The sequence below is a fragment of the Bacillus sp. UNCCL81 genome (assembly GCF_900112535.1).
Lineage (GTDB): Bacteria > Bacillota > Bacilli > Bacillales > Bacillaceae_G > Gottfriedia > Gottfriedia luciferensis_B.
The window spans coordinates 694274-716135 of the sequence record NZ_FOMF01000002.1 but is presented as its reverse complement, the minus strand read 5'-3'; the positions used below and the strand labels follow the sequence as shown (position 1 = coordinate 716135).

The 21862-nt window shown below is 31.5% G+C and carries 28 protein-coding genes; 21 read left to right on the top strand and 7 right to left on the bottom strand.

The window, feature by feature from the left end:
- Positions 1–389 precede the first annotated feature (389 nt).
- Both BM319_RS03570 and gpmA read left to right on the top strand, forming a co-directional pair.
- Positions 390–1124 carry a GntR family transcriptional regulator gene (locus tag BM319_RS03570; RefSeq protein ID WP_069032605.1) on the top strand — a complete coding sequence of 245 codons (735 nt, stop codon included), beginning with the start codon at positions 390–392 and terminating at the stop codon, positions 1122–1124.
- A 170-nt stretch (positions 1125–1294) separates the two neighbouring features.
- Positions 1295–2086: a 2,3-diphosphoglycerate-dependent phosphoglycerate mutase gene (gene gpmA, locus BM319_RS03565; RefSeq protein WP_091021321.1), complete on the top strand. Its 792-nt coding sequence runs from the start codon at positions 1295–1297 to the stop codon at positions 2084–2086.
- Positions 2087–2132: 46 nt separating this feature from the next.
- Here gpmA and BM319_RS03560 read toward each other — a convergent pair whose 3' ends face one another.
- On the bottom strand, positions 2133–3482 hold the full coding sequence (locus BM319_RS03560; RefSeq protein ID WP_069032606.1) for an MATE family efflux transporter: 1350 nt from the start codon (positions 3480–3482) through the stop codon (positions 2133–2135).
- A 107-nt stretch (positions 3483–3589) separates the two neighbouring features.
- Between BM319_RS03560 and BM319_RS03555 the strand changes: the two genes are divergently transcribed.
- The 6 genes from BM319_RS03555 (at position 3590) to BM319_RS03535 (ending at position 7550) form a co-directional block, all read left to right on the top strand.
- On the top strand, positions 3590–4282 hold the full coding sequence (locus BM319_RS03555; protein WP_069032607.1) for an SDR family oxidoreductase: 693 nt from the start codon (positions 3590–3592) through the stop codon (positions 4280–4282).
- Between the two features lie 67 nt (positions 4283–4349).
- Positions 4350–4511: a hypothetical protein gene (locus BM319_RS24540; RefSeq protein ID WP_175403449.1), complete on the top strand. Its 162-nt coding sequence runs from the start codon at positions 4350–4352 to the stop codon at positions 4509–4511.
- A 259-nt stretch (positions 4512–4770) separates the two neighbouring features.
- On the top strand, positions 4771–5703 hold the full coding sequence (locus BM319_RS03550) for a manganese-dependent inorganic pyrophosphatase (protein WP_069032608.1): 933 nt from the start codon (positions 4771–4773) through the stop codon (positions 5701–5703).
- Positions 5704–5779: 76 nt separating this feature from the next.
- Positions 5780–6295: a YfiT family bacillithiol transferase gene (locus BM319_RS03545; protein WP_091021320.1), complete on the top strand. Its 516-nt coding sequence runs from the start codon at positions 5780–5782 to the stop codon at positions 6293–6295.
- 19 nt (positions 6296–6314) lie between these two features.
- A complete protein-coding gene (locus BM319_RS03540) occupies positions 6315–6632 on the top strand; it encodes a low molecular weight protein tyrosine phosphatase family protein (protein WP_091021319.1) in 318 nt (105 codons plus the stop codon).
- 222 nt (positions 6633–6854) lie between these two features.
- On the top strand, positions 6855–7550 hold the full coding sequence (locus BM319_RS03535; protein ID WP_091021318.1) for a helix-turn-helix domain-containing protein: 696 nt from the start codon (positions 6855–6857) through the stop codon (positions 7548–7550).
- Positions 7551–7604: 54 nt separating this feature from the next.
- Here the strand turns inward: BM319_RS03535 and BM319_RS03530 are convergent, their stop codons facing one another.
- Positions 7605–8219: a LysE/ArgO family amino acid transporter gene (locus tag BM319_RS03530; protein ID WP_025569135.1), complete on the bottom strand. Its 615-nt coding sequence runs from the start codon at positions 8217–8219 to the stop codon at positions 7605–7607.
- 112 nt (positions 8220–8331) lie between these two features.
- On the opposite strand from BM319_RS03530, the gene BM319_RS03525 reads away from it, so the two are divergent.
- Positions 8332–8526, top strand: coding sequence for a hypothetical protein (locus BM319_RS03525; protein ID WP_025569137.1), 195 nt, complete (start codon positions 8332–8334; stop codon positions 8524–8526).
- A gap of 173 nt (positions 8527–8699) precedes the next feature.
- Here the strand turns inward: BM319_RS03525 and BM319_RS03520 are convergent, their stop codons facing one another.
- The 3 genes from BM319_RS03520 to BM319_RS03510 all read right to left on the bottom strand — a co-directional run bounded on the left by BM319_RS03520 (position 8700) and on the right by BM319_RS03510 (position 10980).
- Complete coding sequence (locus BM319_RS03520) at positions 8700–9224, bottom strand: GNAT family N-acetyltransferase (RefSeq protein WP_091021317.1); 525 nt, start codon at positions 9222–9224, stop codon at positions 8700–8702.
- 240 nt (positions 9225–9464) lie between these two features.
- Positions 9465–9974: a GNAT family N-acetyltransferase gene (locus tag BM319_RS03515; RefSeq protein ID WP_091021316.1), complete on the bottom strand. Its 510-nt coding sequence runs from the start codon at positions 9972–9974 to the stop codon at positions 9465–9467.
- Between the two features lie 22 nt (positions 9975–9996).
- Complete coding sequence (locus BM319_RS03510) at positions 9997–10980, bottom strand: glutathione S-transferase family protein (protein WP_091021315.1); 984 nt, start codon at positions 10978–10980, stop codon at positions 9997–9999.
- 289 nt (positions 10981–11269) lie between these two features.
- Here BM319_RS03510 and BM319_RS03505 point away from each other — a divergent pair, with 289 nt between their 5' ends.
- The 8 genes from BM319_RS03505 to BM319_RS03470 all read left to right on the top strand — a co-directional run bounded on the left by BM319_RS03505 (position 11270) and on the right by BM319_RS03470 (position 16900).
- Entirely contained in the window at positions 11270–12319 is a 1050-nt protein-coding gene (locus BM319_RS03505; protein WP_091021314.1) for an LLM class flavin-dependent oxidoreductase, read from the top strand.
- Positions 12320–12436: 117 nt separating this feature from the next.
- Entirely contained in the window at positions 12437–12829 is a 393-nt protein-coding gene (locus BM319_RS03500) for a cupredoxin domain-containing protein (RefSeq protein ID WP_439097766.1), read from the top strand.
- A gap of 132 nt (positions 12830–12961) precedes the next feature.
- Positions 12962–13261 (top strand): hypothetical protein, encoded by a 300-nt coding sequence (locus tag BM319_RS03495; RefSeq protein ID WP_091021313.1) that lies wholly within the window; start codon positions 12962–12964, stop codon positions 13259–13261.
- A gap of 221 nt (positions 13262–13482) precedes the next feature.
- Positions 13483–14649: an MFS transporter gene (locus BM319_RS03490; protein WP_091021312.1), complete on the top strand. Its 1167-nt coding sequence runs from the start codon at positions 13483–13485 to the stop codon at positions 14647–14649.
- A 77-nt stretch (positions 14650–14726) separates the two neighbouring features.
- Complete coding sequence (locus BM319_RS03485) at positions 14727–15575, top strand: MerR family transcriptional regulator (protein ID WP_069032619.1); 849 nt, start codon at positions 14727–14729, stop codon at positions 15573–15575.
- A gap of 294 nt (positions 15576–15869) precedes the next feature.
- Positions 15870–16238 carry a DUF2089 domain-containing protein gene (locus BM319_RS03480; RefSeq protein WP_069034026.1) on the top strand — a complete coding sequence of 123 codons (369 nt, stop codon included), beginning with the start codon at positions 15870–15872 and terminating at the stop codon, positions 16236–16238.
- 2 nt (positions 16239–16240) lie between these two features.
- Positions 16241–16627: a hypothetical protein gene (locus tag BM319_RS03475; protein WP_069034025.1), complete on the top strand. Its 387-nt coding sequence runs from the start codon at positions 16241–16243 to the stop codon at positions 16625–16627.
- 3 nt (positions 16628–16630) lie between these two features.
- On the top strand, positions 16631–16900 hold the full coding sequence (locus BM319_RS03470) for a hypothetical protein (RefSeq protein ID WP_091021311.1): 270 nt from the start codon (positions 16631–16633) through the stop codon (positions 16898–16900).
- 127 nt (positions 16901–17027) lie between these two features.
- Here BM319_RS03470 and BM319_RS03465 read toward each other — a convergent pair whose 3' ends face one another.
- Positions 17028–18182 carry a tyrosine-type recombinase/integrase gene (locus BM319_RS03465; protein ID WP_091021310.1) on the bottom strand — a complete coding sequence of 385 codons (1155 nt, stop codon included), beginning with the start codon at positions 18180–18182 and terminating at the stop codon, positions 17028–17030.
- A 285-nt stretch (positions 18183–18467) separates the two neighbouring features.
- On the opposite strand from BM319_RS03465, the gene BM319_RS03460 reads away from it, so the two are divergent.
- Together BM319_RS03460 and ltaE are read left to right on the top strand one after the other, a co-directional pair.
- Positions 18468–19475 carry a helix-turn-helix domain-containing protein gene (locus BM319_RS03460; protein ID WP_091021309.1) on the top strand — a complete coding sequence of 336 codons (1008 nt, stop codon included), beginning with the start codon at positions 18468–18470 and terminating at the stop codon, positions 19473–19475.
- A 114-nt stretch (positions 19476–19589) separates the two neighbouring features.
- On the top strand, positions 19590–20612 hold the full coding sequence (ltaE, locus tag BM319_RS03455; RefSeq protein ID WP_091021308.1) for a low-specificity L-threonine aldolase: 1023 nt from the start codon (positions 19590–19592) through the stop codon (positions 20610–20612).
- A 208-nt stretch (positions 20613–20820) separates the two neighbouring features.
- On the opposite strand, the gene BM319_RS03450 is transcribed toward ltaE, so the two are convergent.
- A complete protein-coding gene (locus tag BM319_RS03450) occupies positions 20821–21027 on the bottom strand; it encodes a helix-turn-helix transcriptional regulator (RefSeq protein WP_025568359.1) in 207 nt (68 codons plus the stop codon).
- A gap of 193 nt (positions 21028–21220) precedes the next feature.
- Here BM319_RS03450 and BM319_RS24975 point away from each other — a divergent pair, with 193 nt between their 5' ends.
- Positions 21221–21352, top strand: coding sequence for a Cif family virulence factor (locus tag BM319_RS24975; protein WP_286143673.1), 132 nt, complete (start codon positions 21221–21223; stop codon positions 21350–21352).
- A gap of 33 nt (positions 21353–21385) precedes the next feature.
- Positions 21386–21661, top strand: coding sequence for a nuclear transport factor 2 family protein (locus tag BM319_RS03445; protein ID WP_175495543.1), 276 nt, complete (start codon positions 21386–21388; stop codon positions 21659–21661).
- Positions 21662–21862 lie beyond the last annotated feature (201 nt).

Below are 21862 nucleotides of genomic sequence, written 5' to 3'. Positions count from 1 at the left end.
TTCTCTCCATTTCTTTTCTAATAATTTATTTAACTAATCTATACAACTTATATTCTTACTCATTTCACATGTTCATACTTCTTAACATTATCATTCTTTCCTAATATGTTTCCGTTTACAAAATAAAACAAAACAACATAATCAAAATAATGTTAAATTAATACTACGAAGTATAGTTGTATAAGTAGTTGTCTATTTTACTTCAACTAAATTATATTTCAACAAAATAGATAAATCAATAGCAACTTAAACAGACCCAAAATTTATATTAAAAAAATTCTAGGAAGTTTATTTAAAAGAAAAAATGATCAGGTTTGCCGTTCGCACTTTTAACAGACAAGTTTGCGAATAATCCATAACCCGATATAATAATGATAAGGAGTGTTGTTATGTCCGTTGAAAATAAAAAAAAATTGCCACTATACGTAGGGGTTTATGAAAAATTATTTAAATTAATTAATGAGGGAGTCTATCCGATTGGAAGTAAGCTTCCTTCTGAACCAGAACTTTCTAAGATGATGAATGTAAGCAGAATGACGCTAAGACAAGGATTGGGTTTACTAAAAGAGGACGGTTATATTGAAACAATCCATGGACAAGGTAACTTTATAAAACAAAATGTGAATTTAAGAAGTGCCGGATTAGAAAAAATAGATAATACAGTTTATCAATGCTGCACAGAAACAATTGATGATGTAGATGCTTATTTAGAAGTTAGTTTTTCGGATGATTATGAATATGTTAAAAAAATTTTTAATCAAGATTCTGCAGTGTTAATCAGGTTTAATAGATGGTACAAAGCTAAAAGTAAAATTGTCGCACATGCTTATACTATGTTCCCAAGTGAGACTGCTTCCTTATATCAAATGAATCTAGGCGACCATCTGGGTGTACTAAAAATACTTGAAGAAGATATTTATAAGTTAATACACTCATCAACAATCGAAATAAAATTTACAGAATCAGTCCTTCCTTCTTCAAACCATGAATTACGTTCAACGAATAATTTATTCGTTTTACTAATTGAAAATCTATATGACTCAATGGGGAATATTGTGCTTAAAAATAAGATCTATATCCCAATCGAACTTAGCTCAATAAAAATAAATCGTATAAACAAATAGTGGAAAGTGCATTGAATTTTTATAGAAAGAAATGTTAACTAGACGAGTATGTCAGTTTTTAGTTGAGAATTTTAATTACATAAGATTTTGCTCATCCAATCAATTTTGAATCAAATTATGAACATTTCAGCAAACTATATCATATTTAATTGATTTTAAAGGAGAGCAATATGATTAAACTTGTATTAATCAGACACGGGCAAAGTTTATGGAATGTTGAAAATCGGTTCACAGGTTGGACAGATGTTGATTTAACGAAGAGCGGACTTTCTGAGGCAAGAGAAGCAGGTATTATTTTAAGAAAAAACGGATTTACATTTGATGTTGCCTATACATCGGTACTAAAAAGAGCAATTCGTACGTTATGGATTATATTAAATGAGATTGATATGATGTGGATTCCAGTACATAAAACTTGGAGATTAAATGAACGACATTACGGTTCACTTCAAGGACTGAATAAATCCGAAACAGCTAAAAAATATGGTGAAGAACAGGTTAATATTTGGCGAAGATCTATGAATGTTAGACCACCTGCTCTAGAACCAGATGATCCAAGATATGAAATAAATGAACCTCGTTATAAAAACTTGTTAAAAGATGAATTCCCGCTTACCGAAAATCTGGAAGATACAGAAAAAAGAGTTTTAAAATATTGGGACGAAGAAATTGCACCAGCTTTGAAAACTGGCAAAAAGGTTATTATTTCTGCACATGGTAATACGTTGAGGGGGATCGTACAATATTTAGATCAAGTCTCAGCTGACGGAATTGCTTCTTTAAATATTCCAACAAGTATTCCTTTAGTTTATGAATTAAATGACGAACTGAAGCCAATTCGACATTACTATTTAGGTATGGATGGAGAACTTCCACCCGATGTAATCCCAAAACATATCCCTAGCGAATTACTAGACAAATTTGATGATGAACATCCAAATATAACAATACAAGATGATTAAAATAGAAAAAGGATGGGTTTAGCAATCGTGCTTCCCATCCTTATCATTATGCTTCAGATAACTTTATTTTTTTTATTTGTAATTGTACTAATCGGAAAGATAATGTTAGTGCAGACACTCCTAAACCGACGATTAAACCAACCCAATATCCTTTTGCACCAAGATGAGTATTAGAAAGTGCATACCCAACTGGTAATGCGATTACCCAATAAGCTAAAATCATCATAATTAACGTGGCATTCACATCTTTATAACCTCTTAATGCACCTTGGATTGGTGCTGCAATTGCATCAAATAGTTGGAACATGACTGCAAAGATTAAGAATCCGCCAGCCAAAATTTGGACAGATGGGTCATTTGTATACCATCCAGCTACATCATATCGGAATAAATAGATGATGATCCCAAAAAATGAAGCAATTGAAACTGCCATTACTAAACCAATTTTGCTATATTCTTTAGCATTTTGAAACTCTTTCGCCCCAACTTCATAACCGACAGCAATTGTTAAAGCCATCGAAATACTTAATGGAACCATATAGAGTAGACTTGCAAAATTCATTGCCACTGTATGTGCAGCAATCGTTTCAGTATCAAATTCACTTAATAATAATGTTACGACCGAGAACACACTTACTTCAAAAAAGATACTAAGTCCAATTGGAACTCCTAATTTTAAAATACTTTTCCAAGTTGTAAATGAAATTGGAGGAAGTTTTTTAAAAAGATTAAAGCCGCTAAATGGCTTTTTAGTTTTAATAATATAGAAAGCAATTCCAAAAATAATCCAATACGTTATTGCAGATGCTACACCAGAACCTACTCCACCTAAACGTGGAAGACCAGCTTTACCAAAGATAAGGAAATAGTTCAAAATTACGTTAACTGGTACTGAAATAACCGTAATGATCATAGTAGTTCTTGTTTTACCTAAACCATCAATAAACTGACGAATGACTGTATATAGGAATAAAGGTAAAATTCCAAATGATAATGCGAATAAGAAATGAAGAGCAACACGATGAACTTTCGGATCAAGATTCATATGATTTAAGATTGGATGAATTGAAAATATACCAATAATAATAATGACAACTGCAATAATCCCAGCCAAATAAAGTGCCTGCGTAACAAGAGGCGTTATTTTTCCATCCTGTTTTGCACCATTTAAATTGGCAACCATTGTTGTAATTGCGACTAAAATGCCAGTTAACCCTGTACTAATTGGAGTCCAAATACTAACACCAATCGCAACCCCTGCTAAATCCCCTGGACTACTATTTCCAGACATGATTGTATCAAAAAATGACATCGAAAATAATGTCACTTGAGTGATTAAAATCGGAAGTAGTAGTTTAAAAAAGCGTGATATTTTATCCGTTTTAGTAGTATTCAATTTATCGACCTCCTAAACAAACACTTTTACAATTGTATCATGTTTTGGTTTAATAGCTATAATGAAATTATTCGGATAAATATTTTATAAAGAAAGTTGGTCTTAGATTGGGAAATCAAGTTGTTATCATAACAGGCGCAGGAAGTGGATTAGGCGCGTCATTAGCTAAAAAGTATTCTGAAAATGGAGCTCACATTTGTTTGTTAGGAAGAACTGAAAATAAACTTAGAGAAATTGGTAAACAATTACCTAACAATTATTCAATACATACTGTAGATGTTTCAGAACATGAAGATGTAAAAAGAGTTTTCGATACAATCATTCAAACATATGGAAAAGTTGATTTATTATTTAATAATGCAGGTGTTGGAATTTTTGATCTTGCAGAAGAATTAACTGAGGAAGCAGTACATAAGATGATTGACATTAACTTAAAGGGAACTATTTTCTGTTCACAAGAAGTTTTAAAACAAATGAAAAAACAAGATAATGGAACAATCGTCAATATTGTTTCTACTGCAGGTCTAATTGGAAAAGCAACCGAATCAGTTTATTGTGCAAGTAAGTTCGGAGTTAAAGGCTTTACCGAAAGTTTGGTGGTCGAATTAACCGGAACACCAATTTCAGTATTTGCAGCATATATGGGTGGAATGAATACAGACTTTTGGGCCGGTATTTTTGATGAAGATAAAACTTCAAAAATGATGAATCCTGACGATATAGCTGAAATTATTATTGAAAATATAAAACCGCGTAAAAATATAGCCATACCTGAAATTATTATAAAAAACATAAAATAAGTATTAACTAAGCCGTCTTTTACACAAACTAAATCCAAATCATTAAGGACTAAGTGAGGTATAAGAGATGAGCAAATCAAAAAAGAACAAATCAATCGATTCGAATCAAAATAATTTTGATGAATTATTACTTGAAGATCTTAATACTGCAGATGATATTCCAATTGATTGGTTACCAAAAACTGAACCGATTACGGAATCAATGTCATATAAAAATGATGAAGATTAATTAGATTGTTGTTTAAAAAGACTTGCTGCTTGTTAGCAAAAGGATGAATAGGCTTAGTGACATGGAAATTAAGCGCTTTCAATTAGTCTCATTGGCATGTTTTTTTGACTTTGTCAGCAAACTGTAAAGAATAGCCATTTTGGCTATTTTTTTTTATTTTGATATGGTATTATTATTGAAGCGTTTTATATTAAAGCCAATTCCTGGCATTAAAATACATAAAAAAATGAAAAACAAGATATAGTTAGGAGAATTTTTGATGGAAAAAGTACTAGTTTTTGGTCACAAGAACCCAGACACAGATACAATTTGCTCTGCAATTGCATATGCAGAATTAAAAAAGGCTTTAGGTGAAAATGCTGAAGCAATTCGTTTAGGTGAAGTAAGTGCAGAAACACAATTTGCACTTGATACATTTAAATCTGAAGCACCACGCTTAGTAGTAAAAGTTGCAGCTGAAACAAATAATGTTATTTTAGTTGATCATAATGAACGTCAACAAAGTGCTGATGATATCGAACAAGTTCGTGTACTTGAAGTTATTGATCATCACCGTATTGCTAATTTTGAAACTAGCGATCCATTATACTACCGTTGTGAGCCAGTTGGATGTACTGCTACAATTTTAAACAAATTGTATAAAGAAAATAATATCGAAATTAAGAAAGAAGTTGCTGGTTTAATGCTTTCAGCAATTATTTCTGATACTTTATTATTCAAATCTCCAACTTGTACTGATCAAGATGTTGCTGCTGCAAAAGAACTTGCAGAAATCGCAGGAGTAAATGCAGAAGAATATGGTCTAGAAATGTTAAAAGCAGGTGCAAACTTAGCTGATAAATCTATTGAGTCTTTAGTTTCACTTGATGCTAAAGAATTCCAAATGGGTAACTATAAAGTAGAAATTGCACAAGTAAACGCAGTTGATACTAATGACGTACTTTCTCGTCAAACTGAATTAGAAAATGTACTTGAAGGCATCGTAGCTAATAAAGGATTAGACTTATTCTTATTTGTTGTAACAGATATTTTAACAAACGACTCGATCGCAGTTGCAAAAGGAACTGCTACTAATGCGGTAGAAAAAGCATACAATGTAACGTTAGAAAACAACACTGCTTTATTAAAAGGTGTTGTATCTCGTAAAAAACAAATCGTTCCAGTATTAACTGAAACATTTAATACACTTTAATTCGTAATTTAACAACAAAGTCTTTGAAAGGCTTTGTTGTTTTTTTATAAAAAGTTAAAAAAATGGGGGATTTGAAATGGAAAATTTAAAATATCCGATTGGCAGATTTACTTTACCATCAAGCTACACTCATCAACAACGTAAAGAATTTATTAAAGTACTAAAAGATGCACCGATTAAATATAAAGAGGCAATCACATCCCTTACTGAAGAACAATTAAACACACCTTATCGTGAAGGTGGTTGGACACCAAAACAAGTTATTCATCATGTTGCTGATAGCCATATGAATAGCTTTATGAGAGTTAAACTAGCTTTAACTGAAGAAAATCCTACAATCAAAGCCTATGATGAAAATGCATGGATTTCATTAAGTGATTCGAATTTTGATTTTCATAGTTCTTTAAAAATAATCGAAGGTATTCACGAACGTTACGTAGTTTTACTTGAATCACTAACAGAGGAAGAGTTTAATCGCACTTGTTATCACCCTGAACTTAAAATTAATATTAGTATAGATTTCATCTTAGCTTTATACGCTTGGCATAGCGAACATCATTTGGCTCATATTTATTTAGTAAAAAACAATTAATAGTAAGGTGTGAAGAACAATTAAATTATTATTTATTTGTAGCAAAAATCAATGGAGAAGTCCTACAGCAGAAAAGGTTTTTCACTTAAATAATGGCAACCAAGCAAGATCCGCGGGTACTGAAACTGGTGCTAGAATTAAAGTGACCGAGGGACATATTGGTTGGGCTGATATTATTTTTGTAATGGAGAAAAAACATTTAAGAAGAATACGCGATAAATTCGGTGATTTACTCAATGATAAAAAGATTGTCAATCTAGATATAGCAGATGATTATCAGTTTATGGACGAAGAATTAATTGAAATTCTCCGTAATAGAGTATCGGAAATAATTTAGGGTAAATCGGAAAGAAGCGAAAAAAATTTAAAAATTTATAAGATTTTAAGACCCACTCAGCAAAACGAGTGGGTTTAGTTCTTTTTACCTTATGAACGGTTAGATTCTAAGTACTTCCTCTTTTTTTTGAAAATTTCCAAAATAACCCAATTCACAACAGTGTCAAAGTCCATGTTGTACACATAAAAATAAAAGTAGAGCAAAATAGAAAAAGGTGTGAGCATGTACTACAAATTATTAAAGCAATATATTAAAAATTCAAATTTAAGTTTGACTGAAATAGCCAATGAATTAAATAAGTTGGGTTTTTCAAAAGACAAGAGCTATTTAAGCAAATTACAAAATGCGAAATTGACTCCACCTGAAGAGAAATTAACTAGAGCGATTGCTAAAGTGACTGGTGGAAATGCTGAAGATTTAATTTGGTGTGCTTATATTATTAATGCACCTGAAAGATTAAAAACTCCTTTAAGAAATTTATCAGAGGAAGTATTTAATCTTTCACAGATAGAAATGAATAGTAATCTAAAATTTGATGTGATCTATAAAGAGCAAAAGATTGAGGATCGTTCAAAAATATTTGCTGAATTTATAAGACAGTCACGATTACAAAAAAATCTTTCAATCAAATGCCTTGCAAAAAAAGCAAATGTATCCCATTCATATATTTCACAAATTGAAAATGGCAAAAGAGGTATTCCGTCAACAGAAATTATTCGAAAGTTGGCAGAACCACTCGGTGTTCCTGTTATTCAGATGTTTCAATTAGCAGGATATGTACCAATTGATGAAAACGATTGGATAGAAGGTGTGAACCTCATACGTAAAGCTAATTCAATGTTAAACAATGAAGAAAAAGAGAAATTATTGAGGTTAATTGAAGCTTTTCTAACATTGTCTTCTTTACGCTTTTTCTAATTAAATAGAATAAATAAAAGCAGGATTCAGGATTACTCCTTAACCTGCATTTTTTTATCCTTTTAATATGCCTTTAATTAGGTAAATAGCAATACACCAAATGATGATAGCTGATATTTTATTAAGAACCAACATAAATTTACCAGATTGATCAAGTTTTCCTGCCGTTCTTCCTGTTATAGCGAGCGACAAAAACCAGATCCACGAAACTGCAATACACGTTACTGAGAAAGCAACTTTTTCAAGGCCATCATATTGAAGTGAATTTGTTCCAATTACGCCTATAGTATCCAAAATTGCATGAGGATTTAGAAGTGAAACTGATGCAGCAAACAATATTTGTTTTTTTACTGAAAACTGATCCGAATTTGTAGTTACATTTGAAGATTCAGCTTTCCATGTTTGCCAGCCCATATAAGTTAAAAACAAAACGCCAAAACATAAAAGAGCGGTCTTTAAATAAGATGATGTTAATATTAGCACTGAAACCCCTGTAACAGATAAAGTAATTAATAAAGTATCGCAAATCGATGCAGTTATTACAGCAGGAAGTGCATTAATAAATCTTTTTTGAGTTGCACCTTGTTGAAAAATAAAAACGTTTTGAACCCCTAAAGGAAGAATTAATCCAAATGATAATAACGAAGCGTGTAAAATAGTTTGAATCATAGAACCACCTAACTGATCATTTTATATACATTTCAAATCTTTTTACGAATCTTGACTAAATTTGTAAATTTTAGGAAAGGATAGTAAGAAACTGTAAAAGGAAGTGAAGAGTATGTCACAACAATTTGACAATCTACCTGATTATGAATTATTAGCAAATAATCCAGCATTATCTTTACATGAACTGTCATATCATTATGATATGAGTTTTAATGATATCGCTGAAATTAGAGGAATCTCTGTAGAAGATTTAGTAAATTACTATCAGACAAATACTTCTCACGATTCATTATTTTATTTTGAGTAAAATAGACATAAAGCTGACCCAATATCTATTGGAATCGGCTTTTTTTATGTAATCAAACCACCTACTTATTATATTGAAAAAATTATGAGAATACTAGAATTTTAAACAGTCTTAACATGGCGGATTAGGAATTAACCTTAAAAAAAGAAAGTTAGGCCGTTTATGACCTAACTTCATTTTTTCTTCCTTGTCTTTAGTCGCCAATTATTACATACCATAAATTTACCAATTGGATATTCAAAATTACATTTTTTAATAAACTTGAAATTTAATTTTTCACATATTTTATTAGATGGAATGTTATTAGTAGAAGGAAAAGCGTGAATGTATTTATGTTTAGATTCTTTTTGGGCTTTCTTAATAGCTTTTTTTACTGCGATTGTTGCGATACCTTTTCGTTGAAATTGAGGTAAAATGCTCCAACCAATTTCATAAACAAGTTTACCTTCCCATATGCGATCCCAGTAGCCAACAGTTCCTATTTTTGTTCTATAAGGAAGCAAAATGATTACAAACATTTGTCCTGTACCTACTCGGCTCATTTCAAGATAATGCTTATGGCGACTCATAATTTGATTTAAACTTTCTAGACCACCAAGATATTTCATCATATTATTCGTATTCGATGAAAGAAGTAAATTAAGATCTGCTTCGTTCCAAGGCTCGATAAAAATGTTTGATTCATCTATTTTTGACAATTAATACACTCCAAATTTATATTAAAAAGAATCTTAATAAGATTGTATTCCGAAGTGAAGATGATATCTCTAATTAAATAACACAAATTAAAAAGGTGAAATTCTTAACACGATATTCGTTTTATAACAAATATCCATTAAATAAATAGAGAAGTTTAAAAGGGCTGTTTGAAGTTAGAAAACTTCAGACAGCCCTTTTACTGAAGAAGATTAAATTTAATAAGGTATAGTATATATATTTTAAATTTTCATCTGATAAGCTCTGACGATAATCCCATCATTTGCTGGTTCAAAGTCAAACTTTGGTAAACGTTTAAATCCGATACTTTCATATAAACTTATGGCATTTTTCATAAATTCACCGGTATGTAATCCAATTGCATCGAATCCTTTTTCCTTCGTACGATTAATACATTCTGAAATTAGCGCAGAAGCAATTCCTTGACCGCGGTTACTTGAGTCTACAGCAAGCATTCGAATCTCTGGATAATCAAGTTCGTCGATATAATCTCCATAGGCATTTATTTTAGCTGGAAATAAAGCGACACTACCGACAATTTTTCCTAAAACCGTGGCAACAATTATTTCCACGCCTTCTTGTTCATCAACATTTGATAAGAGGGACTTCTTTAAAGCATTCCAATGTTTATCTGGTAATAAGTTGACGTATTCATCATAAGCGTTAATTCTTTGTTCTCGAATAGACTGAAACATCTCTTTTTCAGCATTACAAATTTCTATTTTTACCATTTAGATTGCATCTCCTTTTGCCTTAATGAATGAGGAACTTTTCTTTTTGTCCACTTAAATCTTCTCGATTGTGCTTCGAATTCCAAATCATAAGTTCAGGACCTTTTGGTAAGACTTTTGGTTCTTCTTTATCTGGCGAGATGGTTATTGATAAATGATAATGTCGTTTAATTGCATCAAAATCAGTTGTATTCCCAAACCCAGGTGTTTGATATAAATCTCGAACATAGCCCCATAAGTTTTTATACTCGCGAATTAAATTTCGATTCGTATTAAAGGCTGTAAAGTAAGCAGCATCGAACCGTACTAATGTTGTATATAACCTAACATCAGTATCAGTAATTTTATCACCAAATAAAAAACGTTGTTTAGATAAGCGTTTCTCTAGCTCATCTAGTCTATTAAATAGCGTTTCATAAGCATCCTCATAGGCTTTCTGAGATTGTGCAAAACCACATTTGTATACACCATTGTTTACATCAGTGAATATGATTTCGTTTAGCGCATCAATTTCTTGTCGGATGGAAACTGGGTATAGATCTGGTGCATTTTTTTTATGGTACGGCTTCCAAGCTGTTTCGAAATAATTTGTTAGCTTAAAATAGTCATTATTGACAACCTTACCAGAGCTAATCTCGATCATTGCAGGTACTGTCGGACGTCCTGAATAGTTTTGATCTGATTTATGATAGATTTCACTCATATAGCGAACACTTAATATTGGATCAACTCCGCCTGAATCCAAAGAAAATTCCCAATCCACGTGAGGTAATCTAGGACGCATTGGACTGACAGTTCCTAAACTGATCGCGTTTTCTAAGCCTAAAACTTTTCGTACAATAACAGAACGATGGGCCCATGGACAAGCAGCTGACCAAATGAGTCGATATCGACCTGCTTCAACAGGGAGTTCTTGTGGTTTAGTTCCAAATGGTGTAGAAAAACGATTTAATTGACGTCTAAAGAAACCATCAACTGTTACTTCAGTTGGTTTAGTTTTATTCATACTTAAACATCCTTTCTCACTACTTTGGATAATTACTTTTTGATTAGAATTTATGTAGGTGAACATAGAAGTAATTCTAATACTCTATTATACTCTTAAAATTCAGAAAATGTATTTTTTCTAGTTATACTTATGATGACAATTCTATCATTTACTTGCATTATACTACTTTGTTAGAATTTATCTCGAATTTGAGGTATATTTAAGTTGTTTAATCATTCTAGGAACAGAACCTTATAAAAATGATCATATTTGCTATATAATTACAGAATTTAGGAGGAATAGTTTAATGGAAATAGGAATTAGTACTTTTGTAGAAACAACACCTGATACAAAGACAGGTGTTGTAATAAGCCATGCAGAACGTTTACGTGAAGTGGTTGAGGAGATTATTCTGGCAGATCAAGTTGGATTAGATGTATTTGGAGTAGGGGAACATCATCGTAATGATTTTGCAGCATCATCTCCAGCTGTCGTACTAGCAGCTGCAGCATCACAAACAAATCGTATCCGGCTAACAAGTGCAGTAACTGTACTTTCATCAGCAGATCCAGTAAGAGTATTTCAAGATTTTGCTACGCTTGATGGTATTTCCAATGGTCGAGCGGAAATCATGGCGGGACGTGGTTCATTCATCGAATCATTTCCTTTATTCGGCTATAATTTAAACGACTATGATGAGCTTTTTGAAGAAAAACTGGATTTACTGTTAACCTTGCAAAAATCTGAATTTGTAACATGGAGTGGAAAACATCGTCCAGCCATTAATAATATAGGTATCTATCCACGTCCAGTTCAGGAACCACTGCCAATTTGGATTGGAAGTGGAGGAAACAGTGAGTCAGTCGTTCGAGCTGGTTTATTAGGACTTCCACTTGTACTTGCAATAATAGGTGGACGACCAATTCAGTTCGCACCACTTGTTGAGCTTTATAAAAAAGCAGCTGTTCATGCCGGTCATGATGTAAACAAATTACAAATTGCATCCCATTCACACGGGTTCATCGCAGAGGATAGAATGACTGCAGTTGATAAATTTTTCCCATCAACACAGCAAGTAATGAATAAGCTTGGAAAGGAACGTGGTTGGGGAACTTATGATCGATCTGCATTCGATGCGGCACGAAGCCTTGAAGGTGCACTTTATGTTGGTGATTCTGAAACTGTAGCAAAAAAAATCATCAACCTTCGAAAAAATGTCGGAATCACAAGATTTATGCTTCATGTACCAGTTGGTTCGATGCCACATGCAGACGTAATGAAAGCAATCGAACTATTAGGTAAGGAAGTTGCACCAACCGTTCGAGAAGAAATTAAAAAGTGGGAAGCAAATCAATAACTTAAAATAAATGAAAAGCTGTTTTCTATAAGAGGACAGTTTTTTTTAATGATCAAATAAATAAAATGTGATAATTTTCCATCAAATGGAAAAGAATATTGCATAGGAAAGGAGGGAATGCGAGTGTTAATGAAAAATTGGTTATCAGGACTAATTGTTTTTTTAGCAACGATTGTGTTAATGGCAACACCAGGTAATTTCAAAGCTTTTGCTGAATCTAAGGTTTCAGATGCAAATGATCGTGCGCAAACAATCGTAGTAGAGTTGAATGATGATTATTTTAATCCGAAAAACATCACAATTCCAAATGGTACAAAGACAACTTTATTATTGAAAAATAAAGGAAGTAAACCTCATACTTTTACAGTGAAAATGCTCAATATTGATGTAGAAGTTCAACCAAGAACTGAAAAAACCATTTCAGTGTTACCAAAACAAGCAAATACATACGATCTTACATGTAAGTACCATTTTAATGTAGGTATGGTAGGAAAAGTAATCGTAAAATAAAGTCAGGGCCATTGGGCCTTGTCTTTATTTATGTATTGATAAAGAATTGCCATATGAATTTCTAACTTATAAAGGTATTTCATTACTTTTTAGCAAAACCTCCTCATACAATTAGAATGAGGAGGGATATGGATGCAGAACATCGATTTTCATATACTTCAATGGTTTTTTGGTAGTACACCAATTCTTGGTTTAGCTTTAATGATGTTTATTGCTTCATCACTTGGGAAACGCCCGACTATACCAATAATTACAGTTATTGTAACATCATGCTTGTGGTTTATTTGGAAATCGCTTCCAAATGATATTTGGCATCATATGGGAGCAAACAATAATGTTGGACTTTACCAGCATATAACATTTGCGCTAATCCTTGGTTTTGTCACATCGAGCATTCTCGGAATGTTTCAAAAAACTCTTCACGCTAAATAAGATTCTCATTAAATATATGAAAATTTTAAAGGTTATCCATGATTTTAAATAGATGAATAGAATGAACCAACAACTATGAGCTTCTCTAAAAGAGGCTCCTTTTTTTATTTTAAAGAAATGAAAGCGGATTTATAAAAAAATAATAAAAAAACCAATTGACTCTCCCCTCAGAGGAGGCTTTACATTATGTTTTGTAGAGTTTTAAAAGGAGTTGAGTTTAGATGAAAAAACAAAACATCATGTTATCTTTAGTATTAATGAATTTATTCATTATTTTTTTAGGTATTGGGCTAGTTATTCCAGTCACACCTTCAATTATGAATGAGTTAAATATATCGGGTACAATTGTAGGCTATATGGTAGCTGCATTTGCGATTACACAATTATTTTTTTCACCAATTGCAGGTCGCTGGGTAGACCAGTTCGGACGTAAAAAAATGATTATAACTGGATTAATGATCTTTAGTATCTCAGAGTTTTTATTCGGAATGGGTAAAACAAATGAGGTTCTTTTTATTTCACGTATGCTAGGTGGAATAAGTGCGGCATTCATAATGCCAGCAGTAACAGCATTTATAGCAGATGTTACTACAGTCGATACTAGAGCAAAAGCACTTGGCTATATGTCGGCTGCAATTTCAACAGGTTTTATTGTTGGACCAGGTGTCGGAGGTTTCTTAGCAGAATATGGCCCACGCATACCATTTTTCTCCGCAGCAGGATTGGCAATTTTCGCAGGCGTTTTATCGATTACAATCCTTCCTGAGCCAGAACGAAATCAAGAAAGTATTGAGGATAAAGGACAAAAACCAGGATTAAAACGTATTTTTGCTCCGATGTATTTTATCTCGTTTATGGTTATATTGATCTCACAATTTGGTTTGTCAGCTTTTGAATCACTATTTTCATTGTTCACAAATCATAAATTTGGTTTTACACCAAAAGACATCGCAATCATGATTACTGGCGGTGGTATTGTTGGTGCGATTGCTCAAATAGCATTATTTGATCGTTTAACAAAATGGATGGGAGAAATTCGATTAATTCGATATAGTTTAATCCTTTCAACAATACTGGTGTTTATGATGACAATTGTGAATTCATATTTTATGATTTTACTAGTGACGTTTACAGTATTTTTAGGCTTTGATTTAATGCGTCCAGCTGTTACAACCTATTTATCTAAAATTGCAGGAAATGAACAAGGCTTTGTAGGTGGAATGAATTCAATGTTTACTAGTTTTGGGAATGTAATAGGACCAATAATAGGTGGAATCCTATTTGATATTGACTTAAACTATCCATTTTATTTTGCAACAGTCTTATTAGCGAGTGGTGTTGGTTTAACAATTGCTTGGAAAATGCCAGTATATCGAACAGCATCATAATTCAAAAAAGCATATTCTATATTTTCGAATAAAGAATATGCTTTTTTTGCTAAAATAAGATAGTGGAGGTGATTGAAGTGAAGGAAAAACTTTATACAATAGGTGAGGTATCCAAATTAGTTAATATTTCGATTAAAGCACTCCGATATTATGATAAAATCAACTTATTTAAACCAGCGTATGTCGATCCAGATACGAATTATCGATATTACAAAGATTCACAAATTCATCTTCTCGATTTAATCAAATCACTCAAATATATTGGTACACCATTAGAAGAGATGAAAGAAGTACAGGGGCTAAAAAGGGATGAATTTTTCTCCTTTTTAACAGAACAAGAAGAAATTGTCAGAAAAAAAATAGATTCATTAATTGAGATTGAAAAAATCATTGCAAATGCAAAAAAGGGATTGCAAAAACAGAATGATTATCCTCATTTTGGTGAAGTGTTTTTTTCGTACGAAGAAGAAATGCAAATCATACAAACGAAGGCAAATGGAATTGACCCGAAAAATATTTTAAATGCCTCATACAGTAAATTGAAGAAATTTGCTGCATCCACAGAAGGTTTTAGGAACTATGGTTACGGAGCCATTGTGCCATATAAGTCTTATACACATGTTAGTGAAGTAACCTATCAATATTTATTTACACCCGTTTTAACAAAAAAACAAACTACACTACTATTACCGGGTACAGAGGTTTCAACCATCCCCAAAGGAAAATACATTTGCATTACTTATAAAAGCGTATCATCTGATGATTATTTTACAAACTTACAAAGACTTATTAATTATATAGATACACATCAAATAACGGTTAAAAGTGATATATATGAGTCATTAATACATAATAATTATTCACCGAATCAAAAAGAAGAATTTTTGATTGAAATGAGAGTATTAGTCGATAATGAAAGCGAATAGGTAAAAAATATGATACTTTAATGCTCATAGAGATTTTTTAAAGACTCCTTTAGGGGTCTTTTTTTACTTTTATGATCCAAGCATAAATATATTTAATATACAAATTGAATTATTGAATAAAAAGGTAAACATTTATAAAAACATTAAACATTTGTATTCGGTGAATCAATTTATTTAATGTAATCATTTAATAATTTAATTAAACTATAAATTTTTATAAATAATTTTAAGTTTTTGTTTAAAAAAATAAATATATGGTGTATGATATGATTAAATAAAAGAAAGGAGTACAGTATGACGTATCCTTTACTCACTAATTGTCCTGTTTGCAGCAAGGCACTTAAAATTACTAAGCTACATTGTAATCATTGTCAGACAACAATCGAAAATGAATTTGAAGTATCAAGATTAGCGGCTCTAGGCCAAGAACAACTCCATTTTATTGAGATTTTTCTTAAATGCCGTGGAAATATTAAAGAGGTCGAAAAGGAACTAGGAATATCTTATCCGACTGTCAGAGGAAAGTTAGATGAAATTATCTCTACACTTGGATATTCCACTCAAAAGAAACCAGAAATAGATAAATCAAAAATTGTAACAATGCTAGAAAAAGGCGAAATTACGGCTGAGAAAGCCATTCAATTATTAAAAGAGGGGGAATAATAATGAAAGACGAGATTTCAAGAATCTTAACGTTGATGGAAGAAGGCAAGATTGATAAGGATAAAGCAAGTGAATTAATTAATATTTTACAAGATAAAGAACAGCCCGAACGCGTATCACTAAAAAAAGAACCATACGGAAATAAAATCTTAAAGATTCGTGTTAACTCCGAAGTAGGAGATAATGTTAATGTTAATGTACCGATTAATCTTGTAAAGGCAGTTTTAAAAGTAGGTACAAATATTGCTGAAAAAATTCCTGAGGCTGAAAAATATGTAAAAGATATTAACGTTGATCTGCTAATCGAAGCAATCGAAAACGAAATGGTCGGACAAATCGTTGACATCACTTCATCAAACGGTGATAAAGTTTTTGTTGTGATTGAGTAGATTATGATAAAGGTCAAGTTGAAAATAGATGGAAAGCGATTCTCCATTCCTGTTCCATATACAGTTTTAAATTTAGGTAGTGTGATCATCACATCAAAAGTGCTTAATCGTATAATAAATAAAGCAATTAATGAAAATGGCAGTAAATTCAATTTTCCTAAAATTGATAGAAAAGATTTGAAACCGTTACTACAGGGACTTTCAAAAAATAGTGGACTAATCCTTGTTGATACGAAATTAAAAGATGGAACAGAGGTAGTTGTAAAGCTTTAAGTTCAATCTTTTTAGACACAATTTATATTTTCGCAAATTATTCTATATTTTACTAATAATAATATTATGTAAACTAATATGAAATATAAAAAGAAACCCCTTTTTAAAAGAATGGGGTTTTTTCTTTTTAATAATTTTCATCATCCCAAACATTACTTGCATTTTGTGTTCGATTCATCATTTTTGCTAAATAAAGTTCAGTCGTTTGAATACTTTCATGACCTAAACTTCGACTAACTTGATAAATGCTCGCACCTTTTTCAATTGAACGACAAGCATAATGATGCCGAAAGAAGTGAGGACTAATATTGCTTGATCGATTATGTTCTTTTACAAAAGGTAACCCAGAATCTTTTATCATTTCAATTACATATTTTGATAAATATTTAAACGAATAATGTTGATTCAATTTATTTGGAAAGAATGGACTTGAATCAGTTTTCGAAATGACATTTGAAAGACCACGTCGACTCCTTAGTTTACATAAATCTACAAAAACATGATTTAATAATTTAACTTCACGTTTTTTATTTCCTTTTCCAACAATTTCTAGCCAATAACCGTTTGAATCCTTTGTAACTTTACCCCAATTTGCCTCAGCCAGTTCCCGAATTCGCATACCAGTTGTAGCTAATAATTTGATTATAGTCGTTTTTAAAATATTTCTATTATAAAAATTCAACAATGCTTTAACTTCACTTTCTTCTAAATCGCGATTTGGTAGATCATCCTTTGTAATTTTTGCATTCAATATTCGAGTATATAAAGGTACTTGAACATAATGACTATCAAATAAAAACTTAAAAAAGCTTTTTAATATGACAAGTTTTCTTGAAAGAGTTGTAACACGATATTGTTGATTGTTCGGACCGTATTTATAAGTAGATAGCCATTGTTGATATGAATCAATATGTCTTTGTTTTAAATTTTTGAAAAATGAAGTCTCTATATAAGATTCTACATCCTGTCGCAAAAATTCTTCACTCTTCATCAAATATCGAAAAAACTGCATTAACTCTCTTATGTATTCCATCTTTGTACTATCTTTTCGTTGTTTCGATTTTTGGATATCTTTTCTTTGATGTACAAAGTAGTAGATCATATCTAAATCAGAAAAACCTTCATAGATCATCCGATGATTTTTTTCATTTTCAAACTTTGTTTGTAGAAGAATAGGAAAGTAAGTTTCATCTATTAAATACTCAATTATATTGTCTTCATTTAGATTCGTAGTTGGTAAATGCATTGAATTTGTAATAAGTAGATTTAATTTTACAAACATATTACTCACCTCATAATCTATTATACATAAATCTATGTATTTATAGCATTAATTTGAATACTTTTTCTAATTAACTTAATTTCTTCATTTTTTTATAAATATAAATAAACTAAAAATGATTAAGGTAGAAAAATACAATATTATTCTACTTTAAACAAATCACGTATAATTAATTATTTATAAATAAATAGATTTATTTGTATCTGTTTAATTGCTTTTTAACAATTTGTTGGAAATAATTATGATATAATAAGTCTATAAAACAATAAAAAAGGAAGAATTCAAATGTTAGAACAAGATCAAAAAATGAAAGAGATTGTTACAACAAATGAGGCAGTAGAACTGTTAGGTGTATCGAAACAAACGATTTACAATTATGTGAAGGCTGGAAAACTTAAACTTGTTTATGAAGATTGGCAAATCGATGGGACAATGAGGTTTTATCTAGAGGATCTTAATCTGTTAAAGTCCCAAACTGTAAAACCAGTAGGACTAACTGTTCTTGAAACAGCTAATTTATTAGGAGTATCGAAAGCAACAATTCATCAATATATAAAAAATGGAAAAATTAACGCAAGTAAAATAAATTTTAAAGGTAGACAAACTGTATTTATTCCCGAAGAAGAAATTGAAAATCTAAAATTCTCACAAAAAAATGCATCAAGAAAAAAGTCTTTTTTTACAAAAGACTTAGAGTTTTACTTATTTGGACTTTATGAAATTCCAAACTCGAATGAAAAAGCTCGAATCATCGAACTTGATGAGACCTCTGATATCGTAGCAAAAACGAATATGGGCGAACTTTTAAATAAAGAAGAACTGACAAGCCGTGGATTTAGAAAAGCTTATGAAATGAAAAAAGCGAGTCATAGTACGAAAAGAGGCATGATCTCATTTCAATTTCCAATTCCTCAATCAATTAATGCCCCAATTTTTGGCATTATCGATTCATTTTATAAACACATTGGACATCAAAACATGAATCTTTATCTAATGAACAATTCAATTAAGGTTGAAGTAAAACCAATTAAACTACCATATCTTGATGCCAATATTGAACAAGATTTTGAAATTTTACAAAACTGTTTAATTGATGGTAAGCTTTCTACTAGACCTGGTTTTATTGTGTTTACGAGTAATCAAGAACAACTAACTATTTTCGTGAAAGATTCAATAAAAGAAAAGATTAAACAAATTGCACTAGATCATCATACTGGAATTGAGGATATTACTGAGAAGCTTTTGCTTATGGGTTTAAAGGAATTTGAAAAAAACAACTCATTTAATGACTAAATTTATCCTCCAATTTCCGACAACGAGATGGGTACTTGTATTAGAAATCAAATCTCGATGCGTCTATTAAACTAGTTTAGATAATTCTGAAAACAGTTAAAAAGGGGAATGAAAATGAAGTTTATCGATTTAAGAAGTGACACTGTAACAAATCCTACTGATGAAATGAGACAAGCAATGTTTTTAGCCGAAGTTGGCGATGATGTTTATGGAGATGACCCAACTGTACAAAAATTAGAAATTCTAGCTGCTTCTATGGTTGGAAAAGAAGCTGCTTTATTTGTACCAAGTGGAACATTTGGTAACCAGCTTGCTTTGTTTACACATTGTGATCGTGGTACTGAAGTCATTCTTGGAGAAGATTGTCACATATTCGAACATGAGGTAGGAGCTGCATCAATTATTGCCGGAGTTCACTTAAGAACATTACAAACAACTCACGGTAAGATGGAGATTAACCGAATTAAACATTCGATCCGTCCAGATGACATCCATTATCCAGAAACTTCATTAATCTGTTTAGAAAATGCTTATTCAAGTGGATCTGTTGTTGATATTGACTACATGAAGCAAGTTTATAGCATTGCAAAAGATGCAAATATTCCTGTGCATTTAGATGGTGCAAGGATTTTTAACGCAGCTACTTATTTAAAAACAGATGTTAAAGAATTATCTCAATATAGTGACTCGGTAATGTTTTGTTTATCAAAAGGACTTTGTGCACCTGTAGGTTCAATACTTGCTGGAAGTAAAGAATTTATTGAAAAAGCAAAAAAGAAACGTAAATTACTAGGTGGAGGCTGGAGACAATCTGGATTTTTAGCAGCCGCTGGTCTAATCGCATTAGAAAAAATGACGAAACGATTACAAGAAGATCATGAAAATGCTCAATATTTAGCTAATAGACTTAGTGAAATCCCTGGAATTAATGTTGACACATCTCAACTTCATATTAATTTAGTATTCTTCCAAATGACTGATATGAGAAGAAGTCCCGAGGAAATTGAAGCAATTTTTAAAGAGAACGGAATTATTACTTTTGCGCCGGATGAAGATGGAATGATGCGATTTGCTACACATTATTGGATTACGAAAAATGATATTGATAAAGTAATTGAAGTGATGAAAACAATCTAAATTTCGGATGTGAAATTTTAAAAAAGAGGAGAAATCCTCTTTTTTATTTTGAGGACATTTAAAGTTAATTATTATAACTTCAACTAGTTGGTAGTTTATTAGAATAACGAATTATCAAATAAAGGATTAAATTTTTATTATACATATCATTATATAAGTGGGGGAAATGTTATGAATAATTTAAGATAATAAATCAAATTAGTTTTTTTCATATACTTTCATCCTCCTCATATATAAAGATGTCTTCGATACTCATACCGAAATAACGAGCAATCTTGAACGCCAAAAGAATAGATGGGTTATAACGCCCGTTTTCTAGAGAACCAATCGTTTGCCTTGACACTTCAAGAGCTGTTGCTAATTCCTCTTGCTTAATTCCGCGTTGTTTGCGGATTTCTTCTAAACGGTTAAGCAACGTGTTCCCCCCTTTGCTATGGAAAGTTAACTTTCCATAGAGTAAGTTTATTTTGCAACAAATGTAATGTCAAGCGTACTTTCCATGAGGAGAGCTTTGTTCTAACTCGCAGTTTACTTAAAGAGGGAAAAATGGTTGAATATAGAATTCATCAATAGAAACTATTTTTCCAATTAATAAGGAGATGAATTTAATGACGGGTAGTTTTTTTAAAGTACAGGACGTTCTTGAAAATTATAAATCAGCAGTTTACGAAAAAGATGTTGAAAGATTCATAAATATGTATGCTCCGGATATACATATTTACGATTGCTGGGAGAATTAGGAGTGCAAGGGTATTTCCTTATGGAAAGAAGATGTGGAAGATTGGTTTAATGGATTGAGTGTGGATGGTGTTTTACTTAAAGTAGATTTTAATGACTTACTAGTTGATGAAGATTCAAATCTCGCAATTGTTCATTGTGCTGTTATATTTGCTGCTTATCATGAAGAATCTGGAGAGAAACTTCGTCAAATGACAAATCGGTTCACATATGTTTTAAAAAAAGTGAACGAATCTTGGGTTATAGTTCATCAACATTCATCATTGCCTATAGATATGGAAACTGGCAAGGGGAGTTTTAACCTAAAGTAAAAAATAAAGGGAGTAAACCAAACGGTATAATGTAAGGATCCCAGTTGTTTTTACTGTCCAAATCGTCCAGAAAGGCCACTACCATTTTAAATAGTGTTGTTCAACTATCGCACTTTGATCGGCTATTTAGTCGTTTTTTTTATATGTTAGGATAGTAAAAAAGTCGGATTAGTTTTAAAATTTATAAGCAAATATAAATAT

Coding starts and splice junctions, on each gene's coding strand:
- BM319_RS03515 (WP_091021316.1), bottom strand. CDS start 9,974: ATGGTAAAAATAGAAATTTGTAATGCTGAAAAAGAGATGTTTCAGTCT.
- gpmA (WP_091021321.1), top strand. CDS start 1,295: ATGATTAAACTTGTATTAATCAGACACGGGCAAAGTTTATGGAATGTT.
- BM319_RS03495 (WP_091021313.1), top strand. CDS start 12,962: ATGCAGAACATCGATTTTCATATACTTCAATGGTTTTTTGGTAGTACA.
- BM319_RS03465 (WP_091021310.1), bottom strand. CDS start 18,182: ATGTTTGTAAAATTAAATCTACTTATTACAAATTCAATGCATTTACCA.
- BM319_RS03545 (WP_091021320.1), top strand. CDS start 5,780: ATGGAAAATTTAAAATATCCGATTGGCAGATTTACTTTACCATCAAGC.
- BM319_RS03550 (WP_069032608.1), top strand. CDS start 4,771: ATGGAAAAAGTACTAGTTTTTGGTCACAAGAACCCAGACACAGATACA.
- BM319_RS03480 (WP_069034026.1), top strand. CDS start 15,870: ATGACGTATCCTTTACTCACTAATTGTCCTGTTTGCAGCAAGGCACTT.
- BM319_RS03470 (WP_091021311.1), top strand. CDS start 16,631: ATGATAAAGGTCAAGTTGAAAATAGATGGAAAGCGATTCTCCATTCCT.
- BM319_RS03570 (WP_069032605.1), top strand. CDS start 390: ATGTCCGTTGAAAATAAAAAAAAATTGCCACTATACGTAGGGGTTTAT.
- BM319_RS03475 (WP_069034025.1), top strand. CDS start 16,241: ATGAAAGACGAGATTTCAAGAATCTTAACGTTGATGGAAGAAGGCAAG.
- BM319_RS24540 (WP_175403449.1), top strand. CDS start 4,350: ATGAGCAAATCAAAAAAGAACAAATCAATCGATTCGAATCAAAATAAT.
- BM319_RS03535 (WP_091021318.1), top strand. CDS start 6,855: ATGTACTACAAATTATTAAAGCAATATATTAAAAATTCAAATTTAAGT.
- BM319_RS03510 (WP_091021315.1), bottom strand. CDS start 10,980: ATGAATAAAACTAAACCAACTGAAGTAACAGTTGATGGTTTCTTTAGA.
- BM319_RS03525 (WP_025569137.1), top strand. CDS start 8,332: ATGTCACAACAATTTGACAATCTACCTGATTATGAATTATTAGCAAAT.
- BM319_RS03500 (WP_439097766.1), top strand. CDS start 12,437: ATGCGAGTGTTAATGAAAAATTGGTTATCAGGACTAATTGTTTTTTTA.
- BM319_RS03460 (WP_091021309.1), top strand. CDS start 18,468: ATGTTAGAACAAGATCAAAAAATGAAAGAGATTGTTACAACAAATGAG.
- ltaE (WP_091021308.1), top strand. CDS start 19,590: ATGAAGTTTATCGATTTAAGAAGTGACACTGTAACAAATCCTACTGAT.
- BM319_RS03530 (WP_025569135.1), bottom strand. CDS start 8,219: ATGATTCAAACTATTTTACACGCTTCGTTATTATCATTTGGATTAATT.
- BM319_RS24975 (WP_286143673.1), top strand. CDS start 21,221: ATGACGGGTAGTTTTTTTAAAGTACAGGACGTTCTTGAAAATTATAAA.
- BM319_RS03505 (WP_091021314.1), top strand. CDS start 11,270: ATGGAAATAGGAATTAGTACTTTTGTAGAAACAACACCTGATACAAAG.
- BM319_RS03490 (WP_091021312.1), top strand. CDS start 13,483: ATGAAAAAACAAAACATCATGTTATCTTTAGTATTAATGAATTTATTC.